Source organism: Moraxella cuniculi DSM 21768 (genome assembly GCF_900156515.1).
Classification (GTDB): Bacteria; Pseudomonadota; Gammaproteobacteria; order Pseudomonadales; family Moraxellaceae; genus Moraxella; species Moraxella cuniculi.
The window spans coordinates 36,075-54,980 of sequence record NZ_FTNU01000010.1; the positions used below are offsets into that span (position 1 = coordinate 36,075).

Genomic DNA, 18,906 nt, shown 5'->3' on the forward strand with positions numbered 1-18,906 from the left:
ATGTTCTTAATTTTCTGCAAATGCCAAATTTTTAGCACTGCCAATCATCGCCGCCTTGTCTGCAATGCGTAAAAAGACTTGATTGATAAAATTAACAACCAGCCCAACAGGCTTAACAATCAAGATAATTCGCCATCTGTGCCGATGTTTGGTACAATAATATATTTTACATAGCCAAGCAAAGACAAACATCGTGAATACCAAACAAACCGCCCTACGCAACACCAAAATCCCCACCACTGACCCACAGGCAGGGCTGAAGCTGACCGAGATTTTTTATTCTCTGCAAGGTGAGGCGTTAAGCTCAGGATTGCCGACTATTTTTATTCGGCTGACAGGCTGTCCGTTACGCTGTGTTTATTGTGATACGACTTATTCATTTACAGGCGGTGAGCGTTGGACGCTTGAAGGGATTGCTGATTATATCGCCAAATATCCCTGCCAGCGTGTCTGCATTACTGGTGGTGAACCACTGGCTCAGCCCAATGCCATCGCTCTGATGCAGCTGCTGCTTGACAAAGGGTATGAGATTTCTCTTGAGACCGCAGGGGCATTATCGGTTGCCGAAGTGCCTGCCGCCGTCTCCAAAGTCATGGATCTAAAAACCCCATCATCGGGCGAAATGGACAAAAATCTTTGGGAAAACCTACACCATCTGGGTCGCCATGACCAAATTAAAATCGTCATTGCCGATCGCAAGGATTATCAATGGGCAAAGCAAATCATCGCCACACACCGCCTGCATGAGTTGGTTGGCACAGTTTGGCTATCGCCCATGTTTAATATTCATGAAAATCATGGCAATGCACCAACGCTTGCTACCGATTTGGCAGAGTGGATTTTGGCTGATGGGTTGCCTGTGCGATTTGGCTTGCAGCTGCACAAAATCATCTGGGCAGATGCCAAGGGCAAATAATCCACCAGCTGGCACGGAGAGAATATGCCGATAACTTTTGACACCAATCTGTTGATTTATCTGCTGGATATGATCGGCATCATTGCCTGTGCCATCGCTGGTACGACACTTGCCATGTACAAGCGGTTTGATTTGTTTGGCTGTATTTTGGTATCAATGGTCGGAGCCATCGGCGGTGGCACGATTCGTGATGTCATGCTTGATCGCCATCCGCTGTTTTGGATGATTGATTTGAATTATGTTTTTGTCATCACCACAACTTCCATCTTGTGCCAAATGTTCTTTCATCGCCATCGTGATATTGTCGGTATCTTAAAGTTGTTTGATGCCATTGGCTTGGCGGCGTTTAGCGTCATTGGGTTGACAGTTGCGTTATCTGTGGGAGCAAGTCCGTTGGTGGCGGTGATGATGGCAGTGCTGACAAGCATCGCAGGTGGCATTATGCGTGATATGATTTGTAACGAAATCCCCCTAGTGCTACAAAAAGAAATTTACATCAGTGCCAGCATCATTGGCTCTTGTCTATATCTAGGGCTTGGCAGCTTTAGTGTTGATGATTGGATAAAACAAAGCGTGGCATTGACCAGCATTTTTGTCATTCGTATGCTGGCGGTGCGATTTGATTGGCATTTACCCTCCATTGAGCTTAGAAAATCAACCAACAAATAGCCACACGCCGCGGTCAGGTTTTGTAATTTCAGCAGTCCAACTTCGACAGTTTAAGCCATATCCCAATAAACAATCAACAAGCATTTTGGCAGATTAAGCAGTTATCAATCCAAGCTTGTGGCAAATTGGTGCAGCCACTTTTGGCAAACAGCCCATCAGCCGCCCTGTCTTGGATTGTATGGGCAGTTTATAAAACCAAATGCTTGATTTGCCGATACAGACCGCCAAAATAGGGCAAATGATGCCAATCTTGACCGCTTGCAACAAGCCCAAAGCTAATAGACACCCTGCTGCAAGGCTGCAATCTGTACCACTGCCAAATCTTTAATCACCAGCTGTAGGCTTTGACCGCCTTGCCACTGATTAATATCCAGCGTGTATAGGATATGCACAGAGCTTGCCCGATAGTCCCAATTTTTTGGCTGATAATTAAACCAAATCGCATCAATCGGGTACTGCACGCCTGCCAATTTTAAGGTGAGTTTTAGGTGCTTATCCTTGAGTATCCGATGGTTCATCACCACAAATTCACCATCAAACACAGGGGGCAAAAAACCATTGCCCCAGACGCTGATGTTTTTTAGCGTATCGGCAAATTGTAGGCTAAATTCATTAGGCTCAAGCTCACCATCGGTAAATTTTTGCTCGCAAAATATCGCCTCATCAAAAGTCGCCATCTGCTCCAAAAAGGCTTTGGCAAAAGGTTCAAAATTTGCCTTTTTAATCGTCAAACCTGCCGCCATCGCATGACCGCCAAAATGCTCGATGAGCGTTGGATTGGCAATTGCCACCGCTTCAATCACATCTCGGATATGCACACCAGCGATTGAACGAGCAGAACCCTTAATCAAATCATCATCAGCGGTCGCCTGTGTATCGGCAGGTGCAAAGACAATGCTGGGGCGATAGAGTTTTTCTTTTAGCCTGCCTGCAACAATGCCTATCACCCCTTGATGCCAATTGTCCTGATACAGCACCGTTGCCCGTGTTTGCTTGCTGTCCAATTGCAGCGTATCAATGATTGCAACCGCTTCATCTTTCATGCTGATCTCAACGGTGCGGCGAGCTTGGTTTAATCTGTTTAGCTCCATTGCCAAGCGATGAGCCTCACCCCAGTCATCTGCCAATAAGCACTCAACACCGATACGCATATTGTCCATACGCCCAGCGGCATTAATGCGTGGTGCAATGGCAAAACCAAAATCCTCACTGCCCATCGTCTGGTACGAACGCCCTGCCTGCTCAAGTATCGCCAAAATCCCAAGCACACATTTGCCCTCACGAATGCGTGCCAAGCCATGCGTTACCAAAATGCGGTTGTTGCGATCAAACACGCCCAAATCCGCCACCGTTCCCAATGCCACCAAGTCCAAATATCGTGCCACATTATCAGTCGACTTACCTTGATTGCGGCGATGCTTGGCAAGCCTGCCCATCACATAAAACGCCACACCCACGCCCACAAGCGACTTGCTGGCAAATGAACAGCCCAGCTGATTGGGATTAACCACGGCATCGGCAGGCGGTGATGGCTTGGTGGTCAAATGATGGTCAGTAATCACTACCTGTACACCGAGCTGATGAGCCCGTGCAACACCTTCATGGCTTGAGATGCCATTATCCACCGTGATGATAAGTTTTGGTTGATACAGTTGTACGCCATAATCAACAATTTCTGGTGTCAAGCCATAGCCGAATTTAAAACGGTCAGGCACCAAAAAATCAACCACAGCGCCCATCTGCCTAAGCACACGCATCATCAATGCCGTGCTGGTCGCCCCATCACAATCAAAATCACCGATGATTAAAATATTATCGCCACGATCAATCGCTGCATCAATCAGCGACACCGCATCATCAATACCCAATAAATCCGCCGCAGGCAATAGGGCAGATACACCAACGGTCAAATCAGCCACATCAGCCACCTTGCGTGCCTGTAGCACACGAGCCAGCGAACGATAACCCACCGCCTGGGCCAGTGATTCTGCCAGCGTCTCGGTCAGTCTAGGGCTTAGTGTCAAACGCGTCATCAGCTTGCCCTTGTTAGCGATTTTGGCAGGCTGAAGGTAACATTTTCATCAATGCCTGACAGCTCAACAGGAGCGTTCGCCCCCCATGACTGCAAAGTTTCTAAGACTTGCTCAATTAAAATCTCAGGTGCCGAAGCACCCGCCGTTACCCCAACAAATGCTACATCATCAAACCACGCCCTATCCATCTGCTCGGCATTGTCAATCAAATAAGCACGCCGCCCCATGCGTTCGGCAAGCTCACGCAAACGGTTTGAGTTGCTAGAATTCGGACTGCCGACCACCAGCACCACCTCGCATTGCTCGGCAAGTAGCTTGACGGCATCTTGGCGATTTTGGGTGGCATAACAAATATCATCTTTGCGTGGTGCATTGATTTGGGGGAATTTGTCCTTTAGTGCATCAATGATATTTGCCGTATCGTCCATTGATAGCGTCGTCTGGGTAACAAAGGCAAGCTGTTTATCTTTGGCAAAATCAAGCCGAGCCACATCGTCTACATCTTCAACCAAATGAATCCTCCCGCCAAAAGATTCATCAAATCGCCCCATTGTTCCTTCAACTTCAGGGTGTCCTGCATGACCGATTAAAATTGCATCCATGCCTTCTTTGGCAAATTTACCCACCTCAATATGCACCTTGGTAACCAGTGGACAGGTGGCATCAAATACTGTCAAATCTCGCCGTGCCGCCTCATCTTCGACCGCACGAGACACGCCATGTGCCGAAAAAATCACAATCGCCCCATCAGGCACTTCGTCCAATTCTTCAACAAAAACCGCACCACGGCGTGCCAAATCCTCCACCACAAACTTATTATGCACCACTTCATGACGCACATAAATCGGTGGGCTAAAACGACGCAACGCCTCATTAACAATGGCGATGGCACGATCCACCCCAGCACAAAAACCTCGTGGATTGGCAAGCAAAATTTGCATAATTATCATCTCTTAACAATATCCTGCCAATTTTACCAAAAATTTCACAAAAAATCCGCCCTACTTGCCAAAATCAGCCCCAAGTTTGATACCCAATCAAGCCATCACGCCTGCAATTTGCCATACCCATCAAGGCTTTGGCGATGGCAGGTGATACAAACTTATGCTAAAATAACCAAACCTATCAATAAGCAAATGAATCATTTGCCACCAAACCACATCAAAAAAGGCATATTATGGCAACATTAGGCAAACTTTTTATCATCACCGCCGCATCAGGCACAGGCAAAACCAGCCTAGTCAAAGAGCTACTCGCCAGCACTGATAATCTAACGGTCAGCATCTCTCACACCACACGAAATCCCAGAGCAGGCGAGATTGATGGCGTGCATTATCATTTTGTCAGCACCGATGAATTTTGCAATCTGATAGAGCAGGCGGCATTTTTGGAATATGCACAAGTTTTTGACAATTATTATGGCACCTCAAAACAAGCGGTGCAGACACTGCTTGAGCAAGGTCGTGATGTTATCTTGGAGATTGATTGGCAAGGAGCGTTACAAATCAAAGATAAGTTTGCCGAAGCGGTGATGATTTTTATCCTACCTCCAAGTCGTGAGGCATTGCGTACACGGCTATCAGGTCGTGGACAAGACAGCCCAGAAGTCATCGAAAAGCGACTGGCAGGATCACTGACCGAAATGAAGCAATATGACAAGTTTGACTATCTGGTCATCAATGATGAATTTGAGCTGGCACTGTCAGACCTACAAACCATCATCAAAGCCACTCGATTACGCACAGCCACCCAGCAAGGCAGACAGGCACAGCTGTTGGCAAATTTGCTTGGCGATGCCAATCCATAATAAATTGTCCAAAGTCGCAAAAATCGCTTAAAAATCGCCAAAAATCTTGTTATAATAAGCAATTTAAGTTTGATTTATAAAATTAAGAGAGCAATCATGGCACGAGTAACCATCGAAGACTGTTTATCAAATGTTGATAATCGTTTTGAGTTGATTTTGGTGGCAAGCAAGCGAGCTCGCCAATTGGCAAATGGCAAAGCTGAGCCTACCGTTTCTGTGGATAACGACAAGCCAACGGTGCTGGCACTGCGTGAAATCGCCGCTGGCAATGTTGGTCGTGCGATTTTGGACGAGCCTGATGATGATATTTTCCTAAAATCCATGCAGTCGTTTGAAATCACCCCTGAGCAGCTGGGCAATACGCTGTAATAACGATTCTGCCTAACAAAACAAGTCATATTGTATGGCTTGTTTTTTTATATTAATCCGACACTGTTAATCATAACTACACAATCAGACCATACTGCTGGCACTTGCAATCACCACCTTATCACCCCACACGACCCAATGCTCTTTGGTCTTGGTCGGCGAGCGTTTCGTCATTTGATGGCGGCATTTTGACAAAATTATGAAAAATGTATAAAAATCACACGCCGATGTATTGACAAGCACCCTGCAAAGTGATTTATTATATCTACTATGTCAAAATAATATAAAACTTTGTTTATTTGGCATAAAAAGCGGGTGCAGACTATTTTGGCTGCATAAATCAACTTACAACCCAAAGAGCCATCTATGTTAGACAGCTATCAACCACACGACATTCCCAACCATCTTAGCCACCCGCTTGTTGATGAGGCTCGTGATAGTCTGTTGCGTGCTGTCGCCTATCTACAAGATGACGAACGCCAAGATGTGCTGCGTGCTTGCCATTTTGGTGATGTGGCTCATATCAAGGACAAACGCAAGTCGGGCGAGCCTTATATCACCCACCCCATCGCCGTGGCGGAGATTTTGGCAGGATTTCGCTTGGATAGAGACACCATCATCGCTGCCATCTTACACGACACGGTCGAAGACACCGAAGTAACCGCCGAGCTGCTTAGTCAAGAATTTGGCGAAACAGTGGCAAAACTGGTTGATGGCGTTACCAAGCTAAAATCCTCTGGCATGAGCAAGCAGCAGAGCCAAGCGGCGACTTTTCATAAGATTCTGACCGCCACATTGACCGATCCACGCGTGCTGATTGTCAAGCTATCCGACCGCCTGCACAATATGTCCACCCTTGATGCTGTCAGCGAAGACAAACAAAAACGCACCGCCAAAGAGACGCTGGATTTTTATGTGCCATTCGCTCGCCTGATGGGGCTAAATCACATTGCTGATTATATTGAACTGCTGTGCTATCGCAACCTAAACCCACAAATGTACAACAAGTTTACCGACAAGTTGTTGCAGCATGGCTTGGGCAGAAATTTCCAAAAAATTGAAATCAGCACCTATCTACAAAATCTCTTAAGCCATCTTAACCTTGATGGTCATGTGCAAGTGCTGGATAATCGTGCCTCCATGTATCGGCAATTTTTTAGAAATCGTGGCGAGATAAACCAGCTCATTCGCCAATATGATTTTGAAGTTGTGCTAAAAGACATCGAGGCTTGCGACAAGCTGGCAAGCCATCTTATCCAAAAATACCAAATCATCGACCGTCATATCCAAGACAATATTCGCAAGCCACTGGCAGGCGGCAATCAGTCCCTGACTTTGTTTTATGATCGTGATTATAATCACATCAAAATCACCCTGATGACACAGCGTATGCAAGAGGCAGCAAGACTTGGGATTATTAGCGGTGAGCATACAGGCGTAAGCCAGTCGGTAATTCAGGCAAGTTTACGCAATATGCAGGCATTGGCGGACGCAGGTCAAAGCAGCATTGACCATGATGCACAAGTCGCCATCATTGAGGAACTTATCAGCTATCTGCACGAACGCAAAATCGTCTGCTACAGCCCCAAAGGCCGTGCGTATGAACTTCCCCGTGGCTCAACCGCCCTAGATTTTGCTTATGCAGTTGGCCCTGCCATTGGTAATATTGCCACAGGTGCCGACATTAACAATCAGCACGGCAAACTTGGCTTGGTGCTGGCTGATGGTGATACTGTCAGTATCGATACCGACAAAAACGCCACGCCGCGTGCCGAATGGCTGGGCTTTGTGGCAACCAACAAAGCACGCAACGAAATCTTAAAATTCCTAAAATGCCTGCCCGATGATCAAAAAATCCTCTACGGCAAGCAAGCACTTGATCGTGCCTTACAAACCTATGGCAAAAGCATTAATGACTTGCAAGATGCCGATTGGGCAGACATTCTAAAATGGCGTGGTATCAGCACAACCGATGAACTATTCATGCAGCTATCCACAGGTATTTTGCTGCCACAGCTGGTCGTCTCTCGGCTATTTAGCGAAGAAGTCGATTATGCTGATGGCCATGAAATCACCCAAAGCAAGCACCTACTCGCTGGCATTAAAGGCGTTGAAGTTGATTTTGCTCGCTGCTGCAACCCAATCTATGGCGACAGTATCGTTGGGCATCTATCGCGGCAAGGGCTGGTGGTGCATCGCCACAAATGCTACTCGCTACAAGCGGTGCGTGCTGACACACCTTATCAAATCATTCAGCTAAACTGGAAAAATGATGCCGTTTCGGAAATTGAACCAAACACCTTGCGTTTTCCTGCCATGTTGCGTATCTATGCCATGCTCAACGAAGAACAAATCAGTCAGCTCATCTATGAAATGCGTGCCTTGAACATTGGTGTTGAGCATACACAGGTCAAGGCTGACAAATCAGATGGCGGTGATGGCAAGGTCGGCACAACGACACTGCATATCGTGGTGCGGTCTCGTTCGCATTTGGCAGAAGGTATCGAAAAATTGCGTGCCATGTTTGGCTATCCAAACATCATGCGACTATACCAATAAACAGCCAATATACCAAAAACACTTGAATCACCAATGATAATTTTTTATCATAATAAAAATCCAAATCAGGCAGATAGTTATGTGCTGTAAAATTGAGCTAAACAACCGACAAGATGCCGCACATTTTCTCGGCAAAACCACTCCCAAGCCCTTGGCACAAACTGCCGAAAATCTCGCCCCTGCCGATATTGTCTATACGGGCGAGGCGGTAAGTTTGTTTGATAAACTGCTGATGCGACTTCATCGCACACCAAAAAACACCCCTTAACTTACCGCCTTGGTGCATTGGTGGCTTTGATTGCATCCGCCAAATCATGACAAAGCCAACCAACACAAGCGGTCGTTTTGGCTAATATTTCAACCAAAAAAAGGAAATCATCATGAGTAAACAAATCATTCATACCGACAACGCCCCTGCTGCTGTTGGCACTTATTCACAAGCCGTCAAAGTTGGCAGTACTGTCTATATTTCAGGGCAATTGGGTCTTGATCCTGTCAGCATGGAGCTAAAAGACGGCTTTAAGGCTCAAGCCATACAGGCGATGGACAACCTACAAGCAATCGCCGCTGCCGCTGGTGGCAGCCTTGATGATGTGGTGAAATTCAATGTCTCTTTGACTGATTTGGCGGATTTTGCCACCTTAAATGAAATTTTCAATGAGCGACTGACCGCTCCTTACCCTGCTCGTGCTGCTGTACAGGTTGCCGCTCTGCCAAAAGGTGGCGTGGTCGAGATTGAAGCAATTTTGCATTTGGCATAACCAGTCAGCCATCAAAAAAACAACCAGCCTTTGGGCGGCAAATCGCCAAACCAAAGGCTTTTTTGCTATTTGTTTGTGCCACTTTTTGTTATAATACCCAGCAAAAACTTGCCACAGATGCATTTTTCTTGACTTGATAAATTACCAAGTACACAGCACAAACGCATCTTAGCCATCAACGATAAGGAACTATTTATGAAAGCCACACCGCAGTCTGCCATCATACCCGATCATTGCCGTGCAGGGATTTTTATGGAGGCGGATTTTATCACCACAGACACTCACGCCATCGCTCACGCCTGCCAGCAAGCATTGGTGGCACTTGGTCAGTTGCAGGATAAATTCGCCGACAGTTCACTTGGGCTGACCATTGGCTTTGGTGCGACTGCATGGCAATCATTCGGTCATGGCGATGAAGGCAGTCAAATCAAACCATTTCGCCCATTGGGCAACGGTCTTGCACCTGCCACTCAGCATGATTTGTTGTTTCATATCCAATCATTACGCCATGATATTAACTTCAGCCTTGCCAAATCTTTGGCAGAAATTTTTGCCAATATAGCAGACATTAAAACCGAGACGCATGGTTTTCGCTGGGTAGAAAATCGCGGGCTAGAAGGGTTTGTTGATGGCACCGAAAATCCCCAAGGTGATGACATACCAAGTGTTGCTGCCATCGGTGATGGTGCGGATGCTGGCGGCAGCTATGTGCTACTGCAAAAATATCGCCATGATTTGCACAAATGGGACAAGCTGCCCGTTTGCGACCAAGAGGATTGCGTTGGACGCTCCAAGGCTGACAATGTTGAATTTGACAAAGCCAAACGCCTTGCCGATTCGCACTTGGGACGCACCAACCTAAAAGAAAACGGCAAAACACTTGAAATCGTCCGCCGCAGCCTGCCTTATGGCACGGTAACAGGTGAGCATGGCTTGATGTTTATTGCTTATGCAGCTCGCCTATGGAACATTGAGGCACAGCTTTTGAGTATGTTTGGCGAAACCGATGGCAAGATTGACTTGTTATTAAAGCATGTCAGCACTGCCGTTTCTGGTGCTTATTATTATGCACCATCGGTTGAAAGATTACAAAATTTAGCAAACACTCCCTCAGCATAAGCAGTCGCCATTTGGGTGCACAGATTAGCAATGAGCAAATCCACGAGCAGCACGCCAATGCACGATAGTCTGATTCAGGTTGCACTGAATGTGCCTGTGGGAGATTTGTTTGACTATCTGTGTCCTGCCGAGCTGCCCTTGCCACCACTTGGCGTGCGGGTGCAAGTGCCATTTGGCACACGGCAGTTGATTGGCATTGTCGCCAACCACAATCCTCAAGCGATGAGCCAAGTGCCAAAAAACAAGCTGAAAACCATCACAAAAATCCTCGATGACACGCCGATTATTGATGAGCCTTTACAAAGATTGGCAACATGGCTGGCTGACTACTATCATCACCGCTTGGGCGATGTTTATGCTGTTATGCTGCCCAGTCTTATCAATCAAGGCAAGCCCATTACCACGCATCTGCCCTATTATCATGCCACAACCAATGATTTGACGCAATTATCAAAAACCGCCAAAAAACAACGGCAAATTTTTACGCACATTATCAATCACCCTGATGGCGTGAGTGAGCCTGAACTGTACGCCATCGGTGCTACACGCAAAATTTTGCTTAGCCTAATAGAAAAAGGACTTATCAGCCAAAGCAAGCAATCACCAAGCGACAAGCCTGTTATCACCGCTCAGCTAAAATCTTTAGAGCTTAGCACCAATGCCGAACAAGCCGCCGCCTTGCGTGCCATTCATACAGCGATTGACAAAGGTGCATATCAAGGCTTTTTGCTGGACGGTGTTACAGGCTCGGGCAAGACAGAAGTTTATCTACAAGCCATGCACCGTGTGCTAACAGCAGGTAAACAAGCCCTAATACTCGTGCCTGAAATTGGACTGACACCCCAGACCCAAGCTCGGTTTGGCTCACGCTTTGATGCCAACATTTGCGTGCTACACTCTGGCATGAATGACACTCAGCGACTGCAAGGCTGGCAAGCGTGTCGCACAGGCACCGCCCAGATTATCATCGGTACACGCTCAAGCATACTCTATCCCTTTGCCAATCTGGGGCTGATTATTATTGATGAAGCCCATGACAATTCTTACAAACAGCAAGATCATTTGCGTTATCATGCCTGCGATGTGGCAATGGTGCGTGCTTTATTTGCCCAGATTCCCATCATTCTTGGCACTGCCACACCAAGCCTTGAACAACTAAAGCTGGTGCATGACCATAAATTACACCATCTGACACTCACCAAGCGGGCAGGCAATGCCACCGCTGCTGCCATGCATCTGGTAGATATACGACAGGGAGAGTTTTTTGCCCCAAGTGCTGACGGTCAGCCCCGCCCCACAAGCCTTGCCCCTGCTACAGTACAAAAAATGCACGCTTGCTTGTCCAGAGGTGAGCAAGTGCTGGTGTTTTTGAATCGGCGTGGCTATGCACCGATTTTGCTTTGTCAATCTTGCGGCTATCAGGCGGATTGTCCGCATTGCGACGCCCATCTGACCGTTCATAAGAATTCATCACAAGCCCATGCATCGTTGCACTGCCATCATTGCGGTTATCGCATTCTTGCACCAGAGCATTGCCCCGAGTGCAACAGTCGCAATTTGACCAATATCGGTACTGGCACGACACGACTTGCCGAAGAGTTGCACGCCCTGTTTGCCAACCCCCAAACAACTCGCACCCCCTATCCGATTATCCAAATTGACCGTGATACCATGCGTAAAAAAGACGCATGGGAAAATGCCATGCAGCAAATCCACACACAAGGTGCATCAATTTTGGTTGGAACGCAGATGATTGCCAAAGGGCATCATTTTGAAAATGTAACTTTGGTGGTGATTGTCAATGCTGATTTGGGATTTTTGTCGCCAGACTTTCGCTCGCCTGAACACACCGCCCAGCGTATCATACAGGTGGCTGGGCGAGCTGGGCGAGCCAGCAAAGCAGGCGAGGTGCTGATTCAGACCCTAAGACCTGACAACCCTTTACTTACCACACTTATCAAGCAAGGCTATCATGCGTTGGCGTATCAGCTGCTTGACGATCGCCGTAGGCTAAACCTACCTCCTTATAGCCACGCCGCACTGGTTCGTGCCGACAGCCATCGCTATCAACACGCCAAAACCGCCATCATTGCCGCCAAAAACGCACTGCCCACACAGCATTCTTTTATTGTCAATGCACCGATTGATGCTCCAATGACCAAAAAAAACAACCGTTATGTGGTGCAATTATTAATCTTGGCAAAAAACCGCCGCCTGCTGCACGAGCTGCTAAACCACTGGTGGCCAGCCGTACTACAACTGCCCAGCAGCAAGGCGGTGCGACTGACCATCGACATTGACCCTGTGGGCTGGTAGCCAAATCATCAAACCTACAATACCGCCCCAAAACTTACCAGCCATCATCTGCCTTATTGCTAGAGTGAAACAAAAATCCAAAATCCGCCGTGCTGTTTTGTTATTTTTGATGATAAAAATAACAAAGCCATCAAACCATATTTTATCGCTATTATTTTAATAAAAATTATCAAATTTTAATATATTATTAAAATACCCTGTATATTGCCAACCAACCGTAAGCCTTGCAAACTAACCAATGCAGCGTTTTGGTGTTTGTTTTTTGTTTAATGAAGATTGGCATCGCCATGAGATTTGCTGTGTTTCGTTTGATTTTTGAGCATCATCTTGTGCTTGTGGGCGTAGGCTATACAGCGTCAGCGTGCGACCCTTTAGATAAGAAAGTAAAAATGGCGTATCAACCACTGTCGCCTGCACGGCACAATCTGTCTTGATGCCATCAACGCGATCAACCACCGCAATATCCGCGCGATGGTACGCATTGGACACAGGCAGAGTGGTTGGACATTTACCTGTCTTGGCCAGCAGCACCTCGACACGCTTTGCCACAGCGTGCGTCTGGGCATAAACATCAAACAACAGCTGCTCTTGTTTTTGTTGCACATACAAAGGCACAAACTGCCTCACAATCACCGCAAGCAACAGTCCAAAGATTGCAAATGCCACCGACATACCAAACAAGCTTACGCCACCTTCTCGAGCCAAATGCTGCGTTTGGCTTGTTTCGTCATCATACCACTCAAGCACATCGGCAATCTCACGCCGTGCCATGCGATAATAGTAGGCATCTGCCCAGCGTGCCACCATCGCCGCCCAAAACAACCACACCATCAAGGCAATAGCAATCCTAACGCCCCACTGATAAGACTCTGGCAAAAATCCGACCAGTGTATATTCTGCCATCGCCAAAATCAGCACAATATTGACCTTAATAAACGACCAGCCAGCCACGCAATACACCACACAATCCAGATAACGCTTGCGGTACAATAGCCAGCCAAAAGTCATAAAAAATGCCGCCCAATTCCACCGCGGGTGCAACCTACCTGCTGCATCAAACTGGGCAAATCGCTTCAGATAATACGCCTGTGAACGATGACCGATAAAAGCCCTATCAAGGCGTGTGCGAGTCTTGCTGCTGATCTGACTTTGGTAAAATGGTGGCGGTGTGGTTTCTTCCAAAAAAGGTAAACGGAGCATAATTTTGTCAAGATTTTTGGTTGTGATGGCACAAAATATTCTTTATAATGGCTACTTTATTTGCTTATTTTACGCTCTTTTATGACAAATTCAACACCTGATACCAAATCCACCATTGATACAGCTGCCATCAGCACTCAGCTTGACAAACTTGCCCAGACCCCTGAGCAGTTTCGCAAGATTAACACCTTCATGAAACGCCGCACTCACATGAGCCAATATTGCGAGCAAGCCCTGCTTGATGCCCGTTATCATGGCATTTATGTCAATGCCACAGGCAAACTTGGCGTACTGGGTGATGTCAGCCAAATCAATGATTTGCGTGCATTATTTGCCGACAGTGCCAATGGCAGTGCCGCCCCTTTGACGCTGGAGATTGGTTTTGGTATGGGGGACAGCCTGCTTGAGATGGCAAAAAATGCCCCAGAGCAAAATTTTGTCGGCATTGAGGTGCATGAGCCGGGGATTGGTCGCATTACTTTTTTGGCAGATGAGTTGGGATTGGACAACCTAAAAATCATCAATGGCGATGCCATCGCCCTGCTGGACAACCTACCCAATGACCATCTGGATACTGTACAGCTGTACTTTCCTGACCCATGGCAAAAAAAGCGTCATTATAAACGCCGCTTCGTAACCCATGATCGCATGGCAAAAGTTGCCCGCACCCTAAAAAATGGCGGCAAATTCCACTCAGCGACCGACTGGGAGCATTATGCTTTTTGGATGCTGGAAGTGCTTGATTCTATGAGTGAATTTCATAACCCAAACGGCAAAGGTAATTTTGCCGACCGCCCTGATTATCGCCCCTTGACCAAATTTGAACAACGCGGCATCACCCATGGGCATGGTGTATGGGATTTGATTTATCTAAAAAACTGATACTAAAGTAAATGGAGATTGGCAGGCGTATCTTAGGCGGCTTGCCAATTTTTATTTAAGCTCAATCAAATAGTAAATATCCATTTTCAGCTACGCCACAGCATCTGCTGTCGATGTTAAGGTGATGTCGCTCAGCATTGATGATTGACCCAAGCTGATAATCAGCTCTATCACAGCCAGTACTTCTTGGACTTTGACAAAACTCTGCCCTATCGTACCAAGTTTTAGATTGGTGATTTTTAAGCCAAGATGATAATTGGCTTGCAATCTTTTTACCAAAATCTCTTGTAATTTTTTACTGATGGCATAAGCAGGGTGTGAAGATTGGTCAACATGATTTGCGGCAATTGAACCGATACTGACGATATTGGCGTTTGGTTTTATAAATTGAAGATTGTTAAGCATTTCAATCACTTGATAAAAGCCCAAAGGACCTGTATGAATAAACTCCTGCAATTGTGCAGCTGTTATGGATTCATGCTCTTGCCATAAACAGCAGCCGTAAATAATCAAGTCAAATTCTACGCCAGCATCTTTAAGTGCTTTGTTGATGGAATAATCCACCGTAACATCACAGTTATGATGAATAACACTTGGGCTTTTTGGCTTAGTTCTTGAAAAACCATGCACCAAAAACCCCTTATCCGCCAAACCTTCAGCCAAATATAAGCCCAAACCCTTACTTGCACCAAATACCGCTACATTCATACACTACCCACCCCTTAGCTGACGCACTCAATAATAGACCAAATAAAGAACTGATTATTATCAGCCAAATTCCATGCTTGTGGTTTACACTGTCATTTTAGCATATCAAGTCAATCATTATCATCATAAATTTTAGCCCAATCTTTGCCATCAGGAAAATTTATCATCAGTCATGAACAAAGGCAGTTATAAAATTTAGGCAAGTCCAAGAAAATCGCAACAACCTGCGTTTTTATTTTATCTATTTTTTGGCTTATTTTAATTTTTTTGGTTAATTTATTTATGTGGCATAAAAATCCCACCAAAATGTAAATATCACACTTATGCTACCCAATCGCCGCTCGCCACACAAGCAACTCTTTGACATCTTGAGCAATTCCCTGTTTTAGCTCATCAAGACTGGAATAATGTCGCTCGCCATGCAAATAGTGCAAAAACACCACCTGCAATTGCAATCCATACAAATTCCCAACAAACTCTGGTAAATACACCTCAAGTCGCCAATCGCTGCCTCCGACAGCGGGACGCAGACCAATATTTGCCGCCGCAAACAAACTGCCAGCTGCCAGCCCTGCCACACCGCCCACGCCCAGCGTCTGCCAAGCCAACCGCTTGCCATCGCGATAAGCAATAACATCAGCCGCCAATACGCCATGCAGTGCAGGCCTAATCCGAGACAATGCAACATTGGCGGTCGGAAAATCAAGCGTCCGCCCTATCTTATCGCCATGCACCACCTCACCTGTGATGGCATAATCCCTGCCCAGCAGCTGCTTGGCAGTCGTCAAATCCCCCACTGCCAAAGCCGCTCGCAGTAGCGATGAACTGACCCGCCTACCATCAACATTGATACTGTCAAGGCTAAGCACCCCAAAACCTGCCTGTTGCAACAAGCTGGCATCGCCAACCCTGCCCTGCCCAAAGCGAAAATCATCGCCCAGCACCAATTTGCGTACATTCAAGCGATTTAGCAAATCCATAAATGCCTCTGCCGACAATGCACGAAATGCCTCATCAAAACTTGCCACCAATAGATAATCCACGCCCAATTTGCCAAGTTGCTCGGTTTTTTCGGCAAGACTGCTAAGCCTAGCGGGCGGATCATCAGGAGAAAAAAACTCTCTTGGCTGTGGCTCAAACACCATCACCGCCGATGCCAAGCCCTCTTTGGTGGCTGTCGTTGTCAGCAAATCAATCAATGCCTGATGACCCAAATGCACGCCATCATAATTACCGATGGTCAGAGCAAGATCTGGCAGGCTTGGAATGTGCTGTGGAAGTAAGTGGATAGTTTTCATGCAATTAATCAGTCATAATCAATACATCAAGACAGCTTGCCAACGAGGTTGGCTTGGCATAATCATTGCTTATTTGCCATCGCATCGATGATATGAGAATTTTTATCAGCTGCCAACTCTTGAGCAGTTTTGGCATGGGCAGGCAGACCCTTTAACAGTGCCAAACTTTTGACATCTTGTCGCTTACGCACCGCCAATGCAGGTGGCACCATGCGAGCAAATTCAAACAAATGCAGCCACATTTCCTCGCCCCCTTCCAGCCCTTCTTCTTCATCAGGACGCAGTGCTGCAATCTGCATTAAGGTGGCAATAAGCTCCTTTTCATCTGGCTGTAGAGCAATCTGTGCCACGCCAATGCCTGTGATATAGCCGCCTGCCCAGTCCTTGAGTGCCAATACCCGCTCAAACAAATCATGCTCATCATCAGGCACTAAAGGCTCATAACCATAGGCATCATCTTTATCTTTTAAGGCGAAGCTGACATCTTCGGCATACTCGCTTAACAGCTCCATTGCCGCCTCATCAGGCAGCTCAAAGCTCAACGCCTGCAAAACACTTGCCCAACCCTCACTATCAGTGGCATTGCACAAGGTCATGATGCCTGTCATAATGCCATGCAACTCACTGATTGAGACATCCGTCCAGTGTGCAAAGGCTGCCGTCCAGTCATGCCAACCTGATAAATAATCTGTACTCATCGCCGTTTTACCCTTAAGAGTTTGCAATCTTTTTGGCAATTGTCGCCAAGCCTGATGATTTCTTGACAAGCCACCACCTAACACCAACAATCACCGCCAAGCAGGCAAGACCGCCAAGCCAAACATTATAACACAAAATCACCCACAGCACAGCGTAACGGTCAATCAACGCAAACAAGCTGACAACAAAGCGGTAAATTGCCAAAAATTTATCAATTATTGCAAAAAATTTAACAACAAACGGCGTGTCTATGTTAAGATTAACAAAATTCATTCCACTTTGACAAACTTCATCAGGATTATTTATGCTAGCTCAACTTCAAGCCCTAGAGCAAACCATCATCGCGATGAAAAAACAGTACACCGTTACTGCCACCGAACTTGCCAATCTAAAGCAACGCATCGCCAATGATGACACGCCCCAAAAAATCGAAGCACTACAAAACAAGCTCAACCAAGCCTTGCTGGATATTGACACTTATCATGAGCAAATTGACCAATTGCAACAAAATCGTCAAACGCTTGAGCAGCAAGTCAATGACTTGCACCAAGCAAATCAAGAGCTTATCAGTCAAAATCAAGATTTAAAAGACAAAAATGCTTTGGCAATTTCTCGTGCCGAGGTGATTCGTGATTGGCTCTCAAAAATTGACCATTCCAACTGATTTTGTATTAAGCAATTTATTATTAAGGAAATATCATGAGCCAAAATCAAACCAACAAACCATCAGCCATCATCGCCAAAGAAGAGTTTCGCCCAATTGACATCAGCATCGCAGGTACGCCACATCGCATCGTCTGCCCTGTTGATGAAGTGAAAAATCTAGAAAAAAATGCCGAATTTATCAACCAAAAAATCCGTGATTTGCGTCGTGATATCAAGCACAAAACACCGACCAATGAAGAATTTTTGGTGCTGGTATGCCTAGAGTTGTATGACGAAGTGCAGACGCTACAAAAACAGCTTGCCGATGCCGACAGCGAAAAACAGCAAGTGGCTGCAATGATTGACAAAATCAACACCCAAGCCCGCTCCATGCTATAATCAGCAACATAATAAATGGCACGATTTGTGCCATTTTTCTTTGCCATCAAGACAATCAATTCACATCAGTGGGCAAATTCTCGTCAGGGTGAGCCTTGGCATACGCCGCCAAATGCTCCTGATTACAAAAAAATCGCTCCTGCGTGGTATGCTGATTCAGCAAAATCCCTCGATAACTTGCCAGACGATGCTGGCACTGATGGCACTGTCTGATGCTTGTATCATCGCCTTCTTTGGGAAAAAATTCTTTGGGCGGCTTTGGGTACATGAATTTAAAAAACCACCACATCAACACCGCAATAATCACAAGATTTAACACAAAGGCAACCATAGCCACTACTCTTAAAATAAATCAAAAACAAAGATTGAAAGTGTATTACTATACCACAAAGACTGGCTGTTTATGTTATACTATTGATGGTTTTGATAAATTTTTGGCAAACTGCCCAAACGACCCTACTTTCGCCCATAAAGAAGCCTTTGGACAATATTTATCATACCAAAAAGACATAAAGCAAAAAAGCAC

Annotated in this window: 20 protein-coding genes; 12 read left to right on the top strand and 8 right to left on the bottom strand. The window is 46.2% G+C overall.

Annotated features, from left to right (window positions below; translation table 11 throughout):
• Positions 1 to 193: 193 nt before the first annotated feature.
• Together queE and BW928_RS06770 are read left to right on the top strand one after the other, a co-directional pair.
• Positions 194 to 916: a 7-carboxy-7-deazaguanine synthase QueE gene (gene queE / locus BW928_RS06765; RefSeq protein WP_076555481.1), complete on the top strand. Its 723-nt coding sequence runs from the start codon at positions 194 to 196 to the stop codon at positions 914 to 916.
• Between the two features lie 24 nt (positions 917 to 940).
• The gene (locus tag BW928_RS06770) at positions 941 to 1,585 is read left to right on the top strand and encodes a trimeric intracellular cation channel family protein (protein WP_076555482.1); all 645 of its coding nucleotides are present in this window, start codon (positions 941 to 943) and stop codon (positions 1,583 to 1,585) included.
• Between the two features lie 275 nt (positions 1,586 to 1,860).
• On the opposite strand, the gene recJ is transcribed toward BW928_RS06770, so the two are convergent.
• Both recJ and ispH read right to left on the bottom strand, forming a co-directional pair.
• A complete protein-coding gene (recJ, locus tag BW928_RS06780; protein ID WP_076555484.1) occupies positions 1,861 to 3,618 on the bottom strand; it encodes a single-stranded-DNA-specific exonuclease RecJ in 1,758 nt (585 codons plus the stop codon).
• The gene (gene ispH / locus BW928_RS06785; protein WP_076555485.1) at positions 3,618 to 4,559 is read right to left on the bottom strand and encodes a 4-hydroxy-3-methylbut-2-enyl diphosphate reductase; all 942 of its coding nucleotides are present in this window, start codon (positions 4,557 to 4,559) and stop codon (positions 3,618 to 3,620) included. The genes recJ and ispH overlap by 1 nt, the downstream gene beginning before the upstream one ends.
• Positions 4,560 to 4,795: 236 nt before the next feature.
• Here ispH and gmk point away from each other — a divergent pair, with 236 nt between their 5' ends.
• From gmk to BW928_RS06825, 7 genes are all read left to right on the top strand, one after another.
• Positions 4,796 to 5,425: a guanylate kinase gene (gene gmk / locus BW928_RS06795; protein ID WP_076555487.1), complete on the top strand. Its 630-nt coding sequence runs from the start codon at positions 4,796 to 4,798 to the stop codon at positions 5,423 to 5,425.
• A gap of 96 nt (positions 5,426 to 5,521) precedes the next feature.
• Positions 5,522 to 5,794 carry a DNA-directed RNA polymerase subunit omega gene (rpoZ, locus tag BW928_RS06800; RefSeq protein ID WP_076555488.1) on the top strand — a complete coding sequence of 91 codons (273 nt, stop codon included), beginning with the start codon at positions 5,522 to 5,524 and terminating at the stop codon, positions 5,792 to 5,794.
• A gap of 366 nt (positions 5,795 to 6,160) precedes the next feature.
• On the top strand, positions 6,161 to 8,353 hold the full coding sequence (locus tag BW928_RS06805) for a RelA/SpoT family protein (protein WP_076555489.1): 2,193 nt from the start codon (positions 6,161 to 6,163) through the stop codon (positions 8,351 to 8,353).
• 79 nt (positions 8,354 to 8,432) lie between these two features.
• The gene (locus BW928_RS06810) at positions 8,433 to 8,621 is read left to right on the top strand and encodes a hypothetical protein (RefSeq protein ID WP_076555490.1); all 189 of its coding nucleotides are present in this window, start codon (positions 8,433 to 8,435) and stop codon (positions 8,619 to 8,621) included.
• A gap of 112 nt (positions 8,622 to 8,733) precedes the next feature.
• On the top strand, positions 8,734 to 9,114 hold the full coding sequence (locus BW928_RS06815; RefSeq protein ID WP_076555491.1) for a RidA family protein: 381 nt from the start codon (positions 8,734 to 8,736) through the stop codon (positions 9,112 to 9,114).
• 195 nt (positions 9,115 to 9,309) lie between these two features.
• A complete protein-coding gene (locus BW928_RS06820) occupies positions 9,310 to 10,233 on the top strand; it encodes a Dyp-type peroxidase (protein ID WP_076555492.1) in 924 nt (307 codons plus the stop codon).
• A 30-nt stretch (positions 10,234 to 10,263) separates the two neighbouring features.
• The gene (locus tag BW928_RS06825) at positions 10,264 to 12,549 is read left to right on the top strand and encodes a primosomal protein N' (protein WP_076555493.1); all 2,286 of its coding nucleotides are present in this window, start codon (positions 10,264 to 10,266) and stop codon (positions 12,547 to 12,549) included.
• Positions 12,550 to 12,780: 231 nt separating this feature from the next.
• Here BW928_RS06825 and BW928_RS06830 read toward each other — a convergent pair whose 3' ends face one another.
• A complete protein-coding gene (locus BW928_RS06830) occupies positions 12,781 to 13,749 on the bottom strand; it encodes a DUF2628 domain-containing protein (RefSeq protein ID WP_076555494.1) in 969 nt (322 codons plus the stop codon).
• 81 nt (positions 13,750 to 13,830) lie between these two features.
• Here BW928_RS06830 and trmB point away from each other — a divergent pair, with 81 nt between their 5' ends.
• Positions 13,831 to 14,631 (top strand): tRNA (guanosine(46)-N7)-methyltransferase TrmB, encoded by an 801-nt coding sequence (gene trmB / locus BW928_RS06835; RefSeq protein ID WP_076555495.1) that lies wholly within the window; start codon positions 13,831 to 13,833, stop codon positions 14,629 to 14,631.
• 90 nt (positions 14,632 to 14,721) lie between these two features.
• Here the strand turns inward: trmB and BW928_RS06840 are convergent, their stop codons facing one another.
• The 4 genes from BW928_RS06840 to BW928_RS06855 form a co-directional block, all read right to left on the bottom strand.
• Positions 14,722 to 15,339, bottom strand: coding sequence for an SDR family NAD(P)-dependent oxidoreductase (locus BW928_RS06840; RefSeq protein ID WP_076555496.1), 618 nt, complete (start codon positions 15,337 to 15,339; stop codon positions 14,722 to 14,724).
• A 326-nt stretch (positions 15,340 to 15,665) separates the two neighbouring features.
• On the bottom strand, positions 15,666 to 16,637 hold the full coding sequence (gene ribF, locus BW928_RS06845) for a riboflavin biosynthesis protein RibF (RefSeq protein ID WP_076555497.1): 972 nt from the start codon (positions 16,635 to 16,637) through the stop codon (positions 15,666 to 15,668).
• A gap of 62 nt (positions 16,638 to 16,699) precedes the next feature.
• Complete coding sequence (locus BW928_RS06850; RefSeq protein WP_076555498.1) at positions 16,700 to 17,335, bottom strand: UPF0149 family protein; 636 nt, start codon at positions 17,333 to 17,335, stop codon at positions 16,700 to 16,702.
• Positions 17,336 to 17,348: 13 nt separating this feature from the next.
• Positions 17,349 to 17,609: a hypothetical protein gene (locus BW928_RS06855; protein ID WP_076555499.1), complete on the bottom strand. Its 261-nt coding sequence runs from the start codon at positions 17,607 to 17,609 to the stop codon at positions 17,349 to 17,351.
• A gap of 31 nt (positions 17,610 to 17,640) precedes the next feature.
• Between BW928_RS06855 and BW928_RS06860 the strand changes: the two genes are divergently transcribed.
• Complete coding sequence (locus BW928_RS06860) at positions 17,641 to 18,000, top strand: hypothetical protein (protein WP_076555500.1); 360 nt, start codon at positions 17,641 to 17,643, stop codon at positions 17,998 to 18,000.
• Positions 18,001 to 18,035: 35 nt separating this feature from the next.
• Positions 18,036 to 18,380 (top strand): cell division protein ZapA, encoded by a 345-nt coding sequence (locus BW928_RS06865; RefSeq protein ID WP_076555501.1) that lies wholly within the window; start codon positions 18,036 to 18,038, stop codon positions 18,378 to 18,380.
• 55 nt (positions 18,381 to 18,435) lie between these two features.
• On the opposite strand, the gene BW928_RS06870 is transcribed toward BW928_RS06865, so the two are convergent.
• Positions 18,436 to 18,699, bottom strand: a complete 264-nt coding sequence (locus tag BW928_RS06870; RefSeq protein ID WP_227516567.1) for a hypothetical protein — start codon at positions 18,697 to 18,699, stop codon at positions 18,436 to 18,438.
• Positions 18,700 to 18,906 lie beyond the last annotated feature (207 nt).

Coding starts and splice junctions, on each gene's coding strand:
- BW928_RS06770 (WP_076555482.1), top strand. CDS start 941: ATGCCGATAACTTTTGACACCAATCTGTTGATTTATCTGCTGGATATG.
- recJ (WP_076555484.1), bottom strand. CDS start 3,618: ATGACGCGTTTGACACTAAGCCCTAGACTGACCGAGACGCTGGCAGAA.
- ispH (WP_076555485.1), bottom strand. CDS start 4,559: ATGCAAATTTTGCTTGCCAATCCACGAGGTTTTTGTGCTGGGGTGGAT.
- gmk (WP_076555487.1), top strand. CDS start 4,796: ATGGCAACATTAGGCAAACTTTTTATCATCACCGCCGCATCAGGCACA.
- rpoZ (WP_076555488.1), top strand. CDS start 5,522: ATGGCACGAGTAACCATCGAAGACTGTTTATCAAATGTTGATAATCGT.
- BW928_RS06805 (WP_076555489.1), top strand. CDS start 6,161: ATGTTAGACAGCTATCAACCACACGACATTCCCAACCATCTTAGCCAC.
- BW928_RS06810 (WP_076555490.1), top strand. CDS start 8,433: ATGTGCTGTAAAATTGAGCTAAACAACCGACAAGATGCCGCACATTTT.
- BW928_RS06815 (WP_076555491.1), top strand. CDS start 8,734: ATGAGTAAACAAATCATTCATACCGACAACGCCCCTGCTGCTGTTGGC.
- BW928_RS06820 (WP_076555492.1), top strand. CDS start 9,310: ATGAAAGCCACACCGCAGTCTGCCATCATACCCGATCATTGCCGTGCA.
- BW928_RS06825 (WP_076555493.1), top strand. CDS start 10,264: ATGAGCAAATCCACGAGCAGCACGCCAATGCACGATAGTCTGATTCAG.
- BW928_RS06830 (WP_076555494.1), bottom strand. CDS start 13,749: ATGCTCCGTTTACCTTTTTTGGAAGAAACCACACCGCCACCATTTTAC.
- trmB (WP_076555495.1), top strand. CDS start 13,831: ATGACAAATTCAACACCTGATACCAAATCCACCATTGATACAGCTGCC.
- BW928_RS06840 (WP_076555496.1), bottom strand. CDS start 15,339: ATGAATGTAGCGGTATTTGGTGCAAGTAAGGGTTTGGGCTTATATTTG.
- ribF (WP_076555497.1), bottom strand. CDS start 16,637: ATGAAAACTATCCACTTACTTCCACAGCACATTCCAAGCCTGCCAGAT.
- BW928_RS06850 (WP_076555498.1), bottom strand. CDS start 17,335: ATGAGTACAGATTATTTATCAGGTTGGCATGACTGGACGGCAGCCTTT.
- BW928_RS06855 (WP_076555499.1), bottom strand. CDS start 17,609: ATGAATTTTGTTAATCTTAACATAGACACGCCGTTTGTTGTTAAATTT.
- BW928_RS06860 (WP_076555500.1), top strand. CDS start 17,641: ATGCTAGCTCAACTTCAAGCCCTAGAGCAAACCATCATCGCGATGAAA.
- BW928_RS06865 (WP_076555501.1), top strand. CDS start 18,036: ATGAGCCAAAATCAAACCAACAAACCATCAGCCATCATCGCCAAAGAA.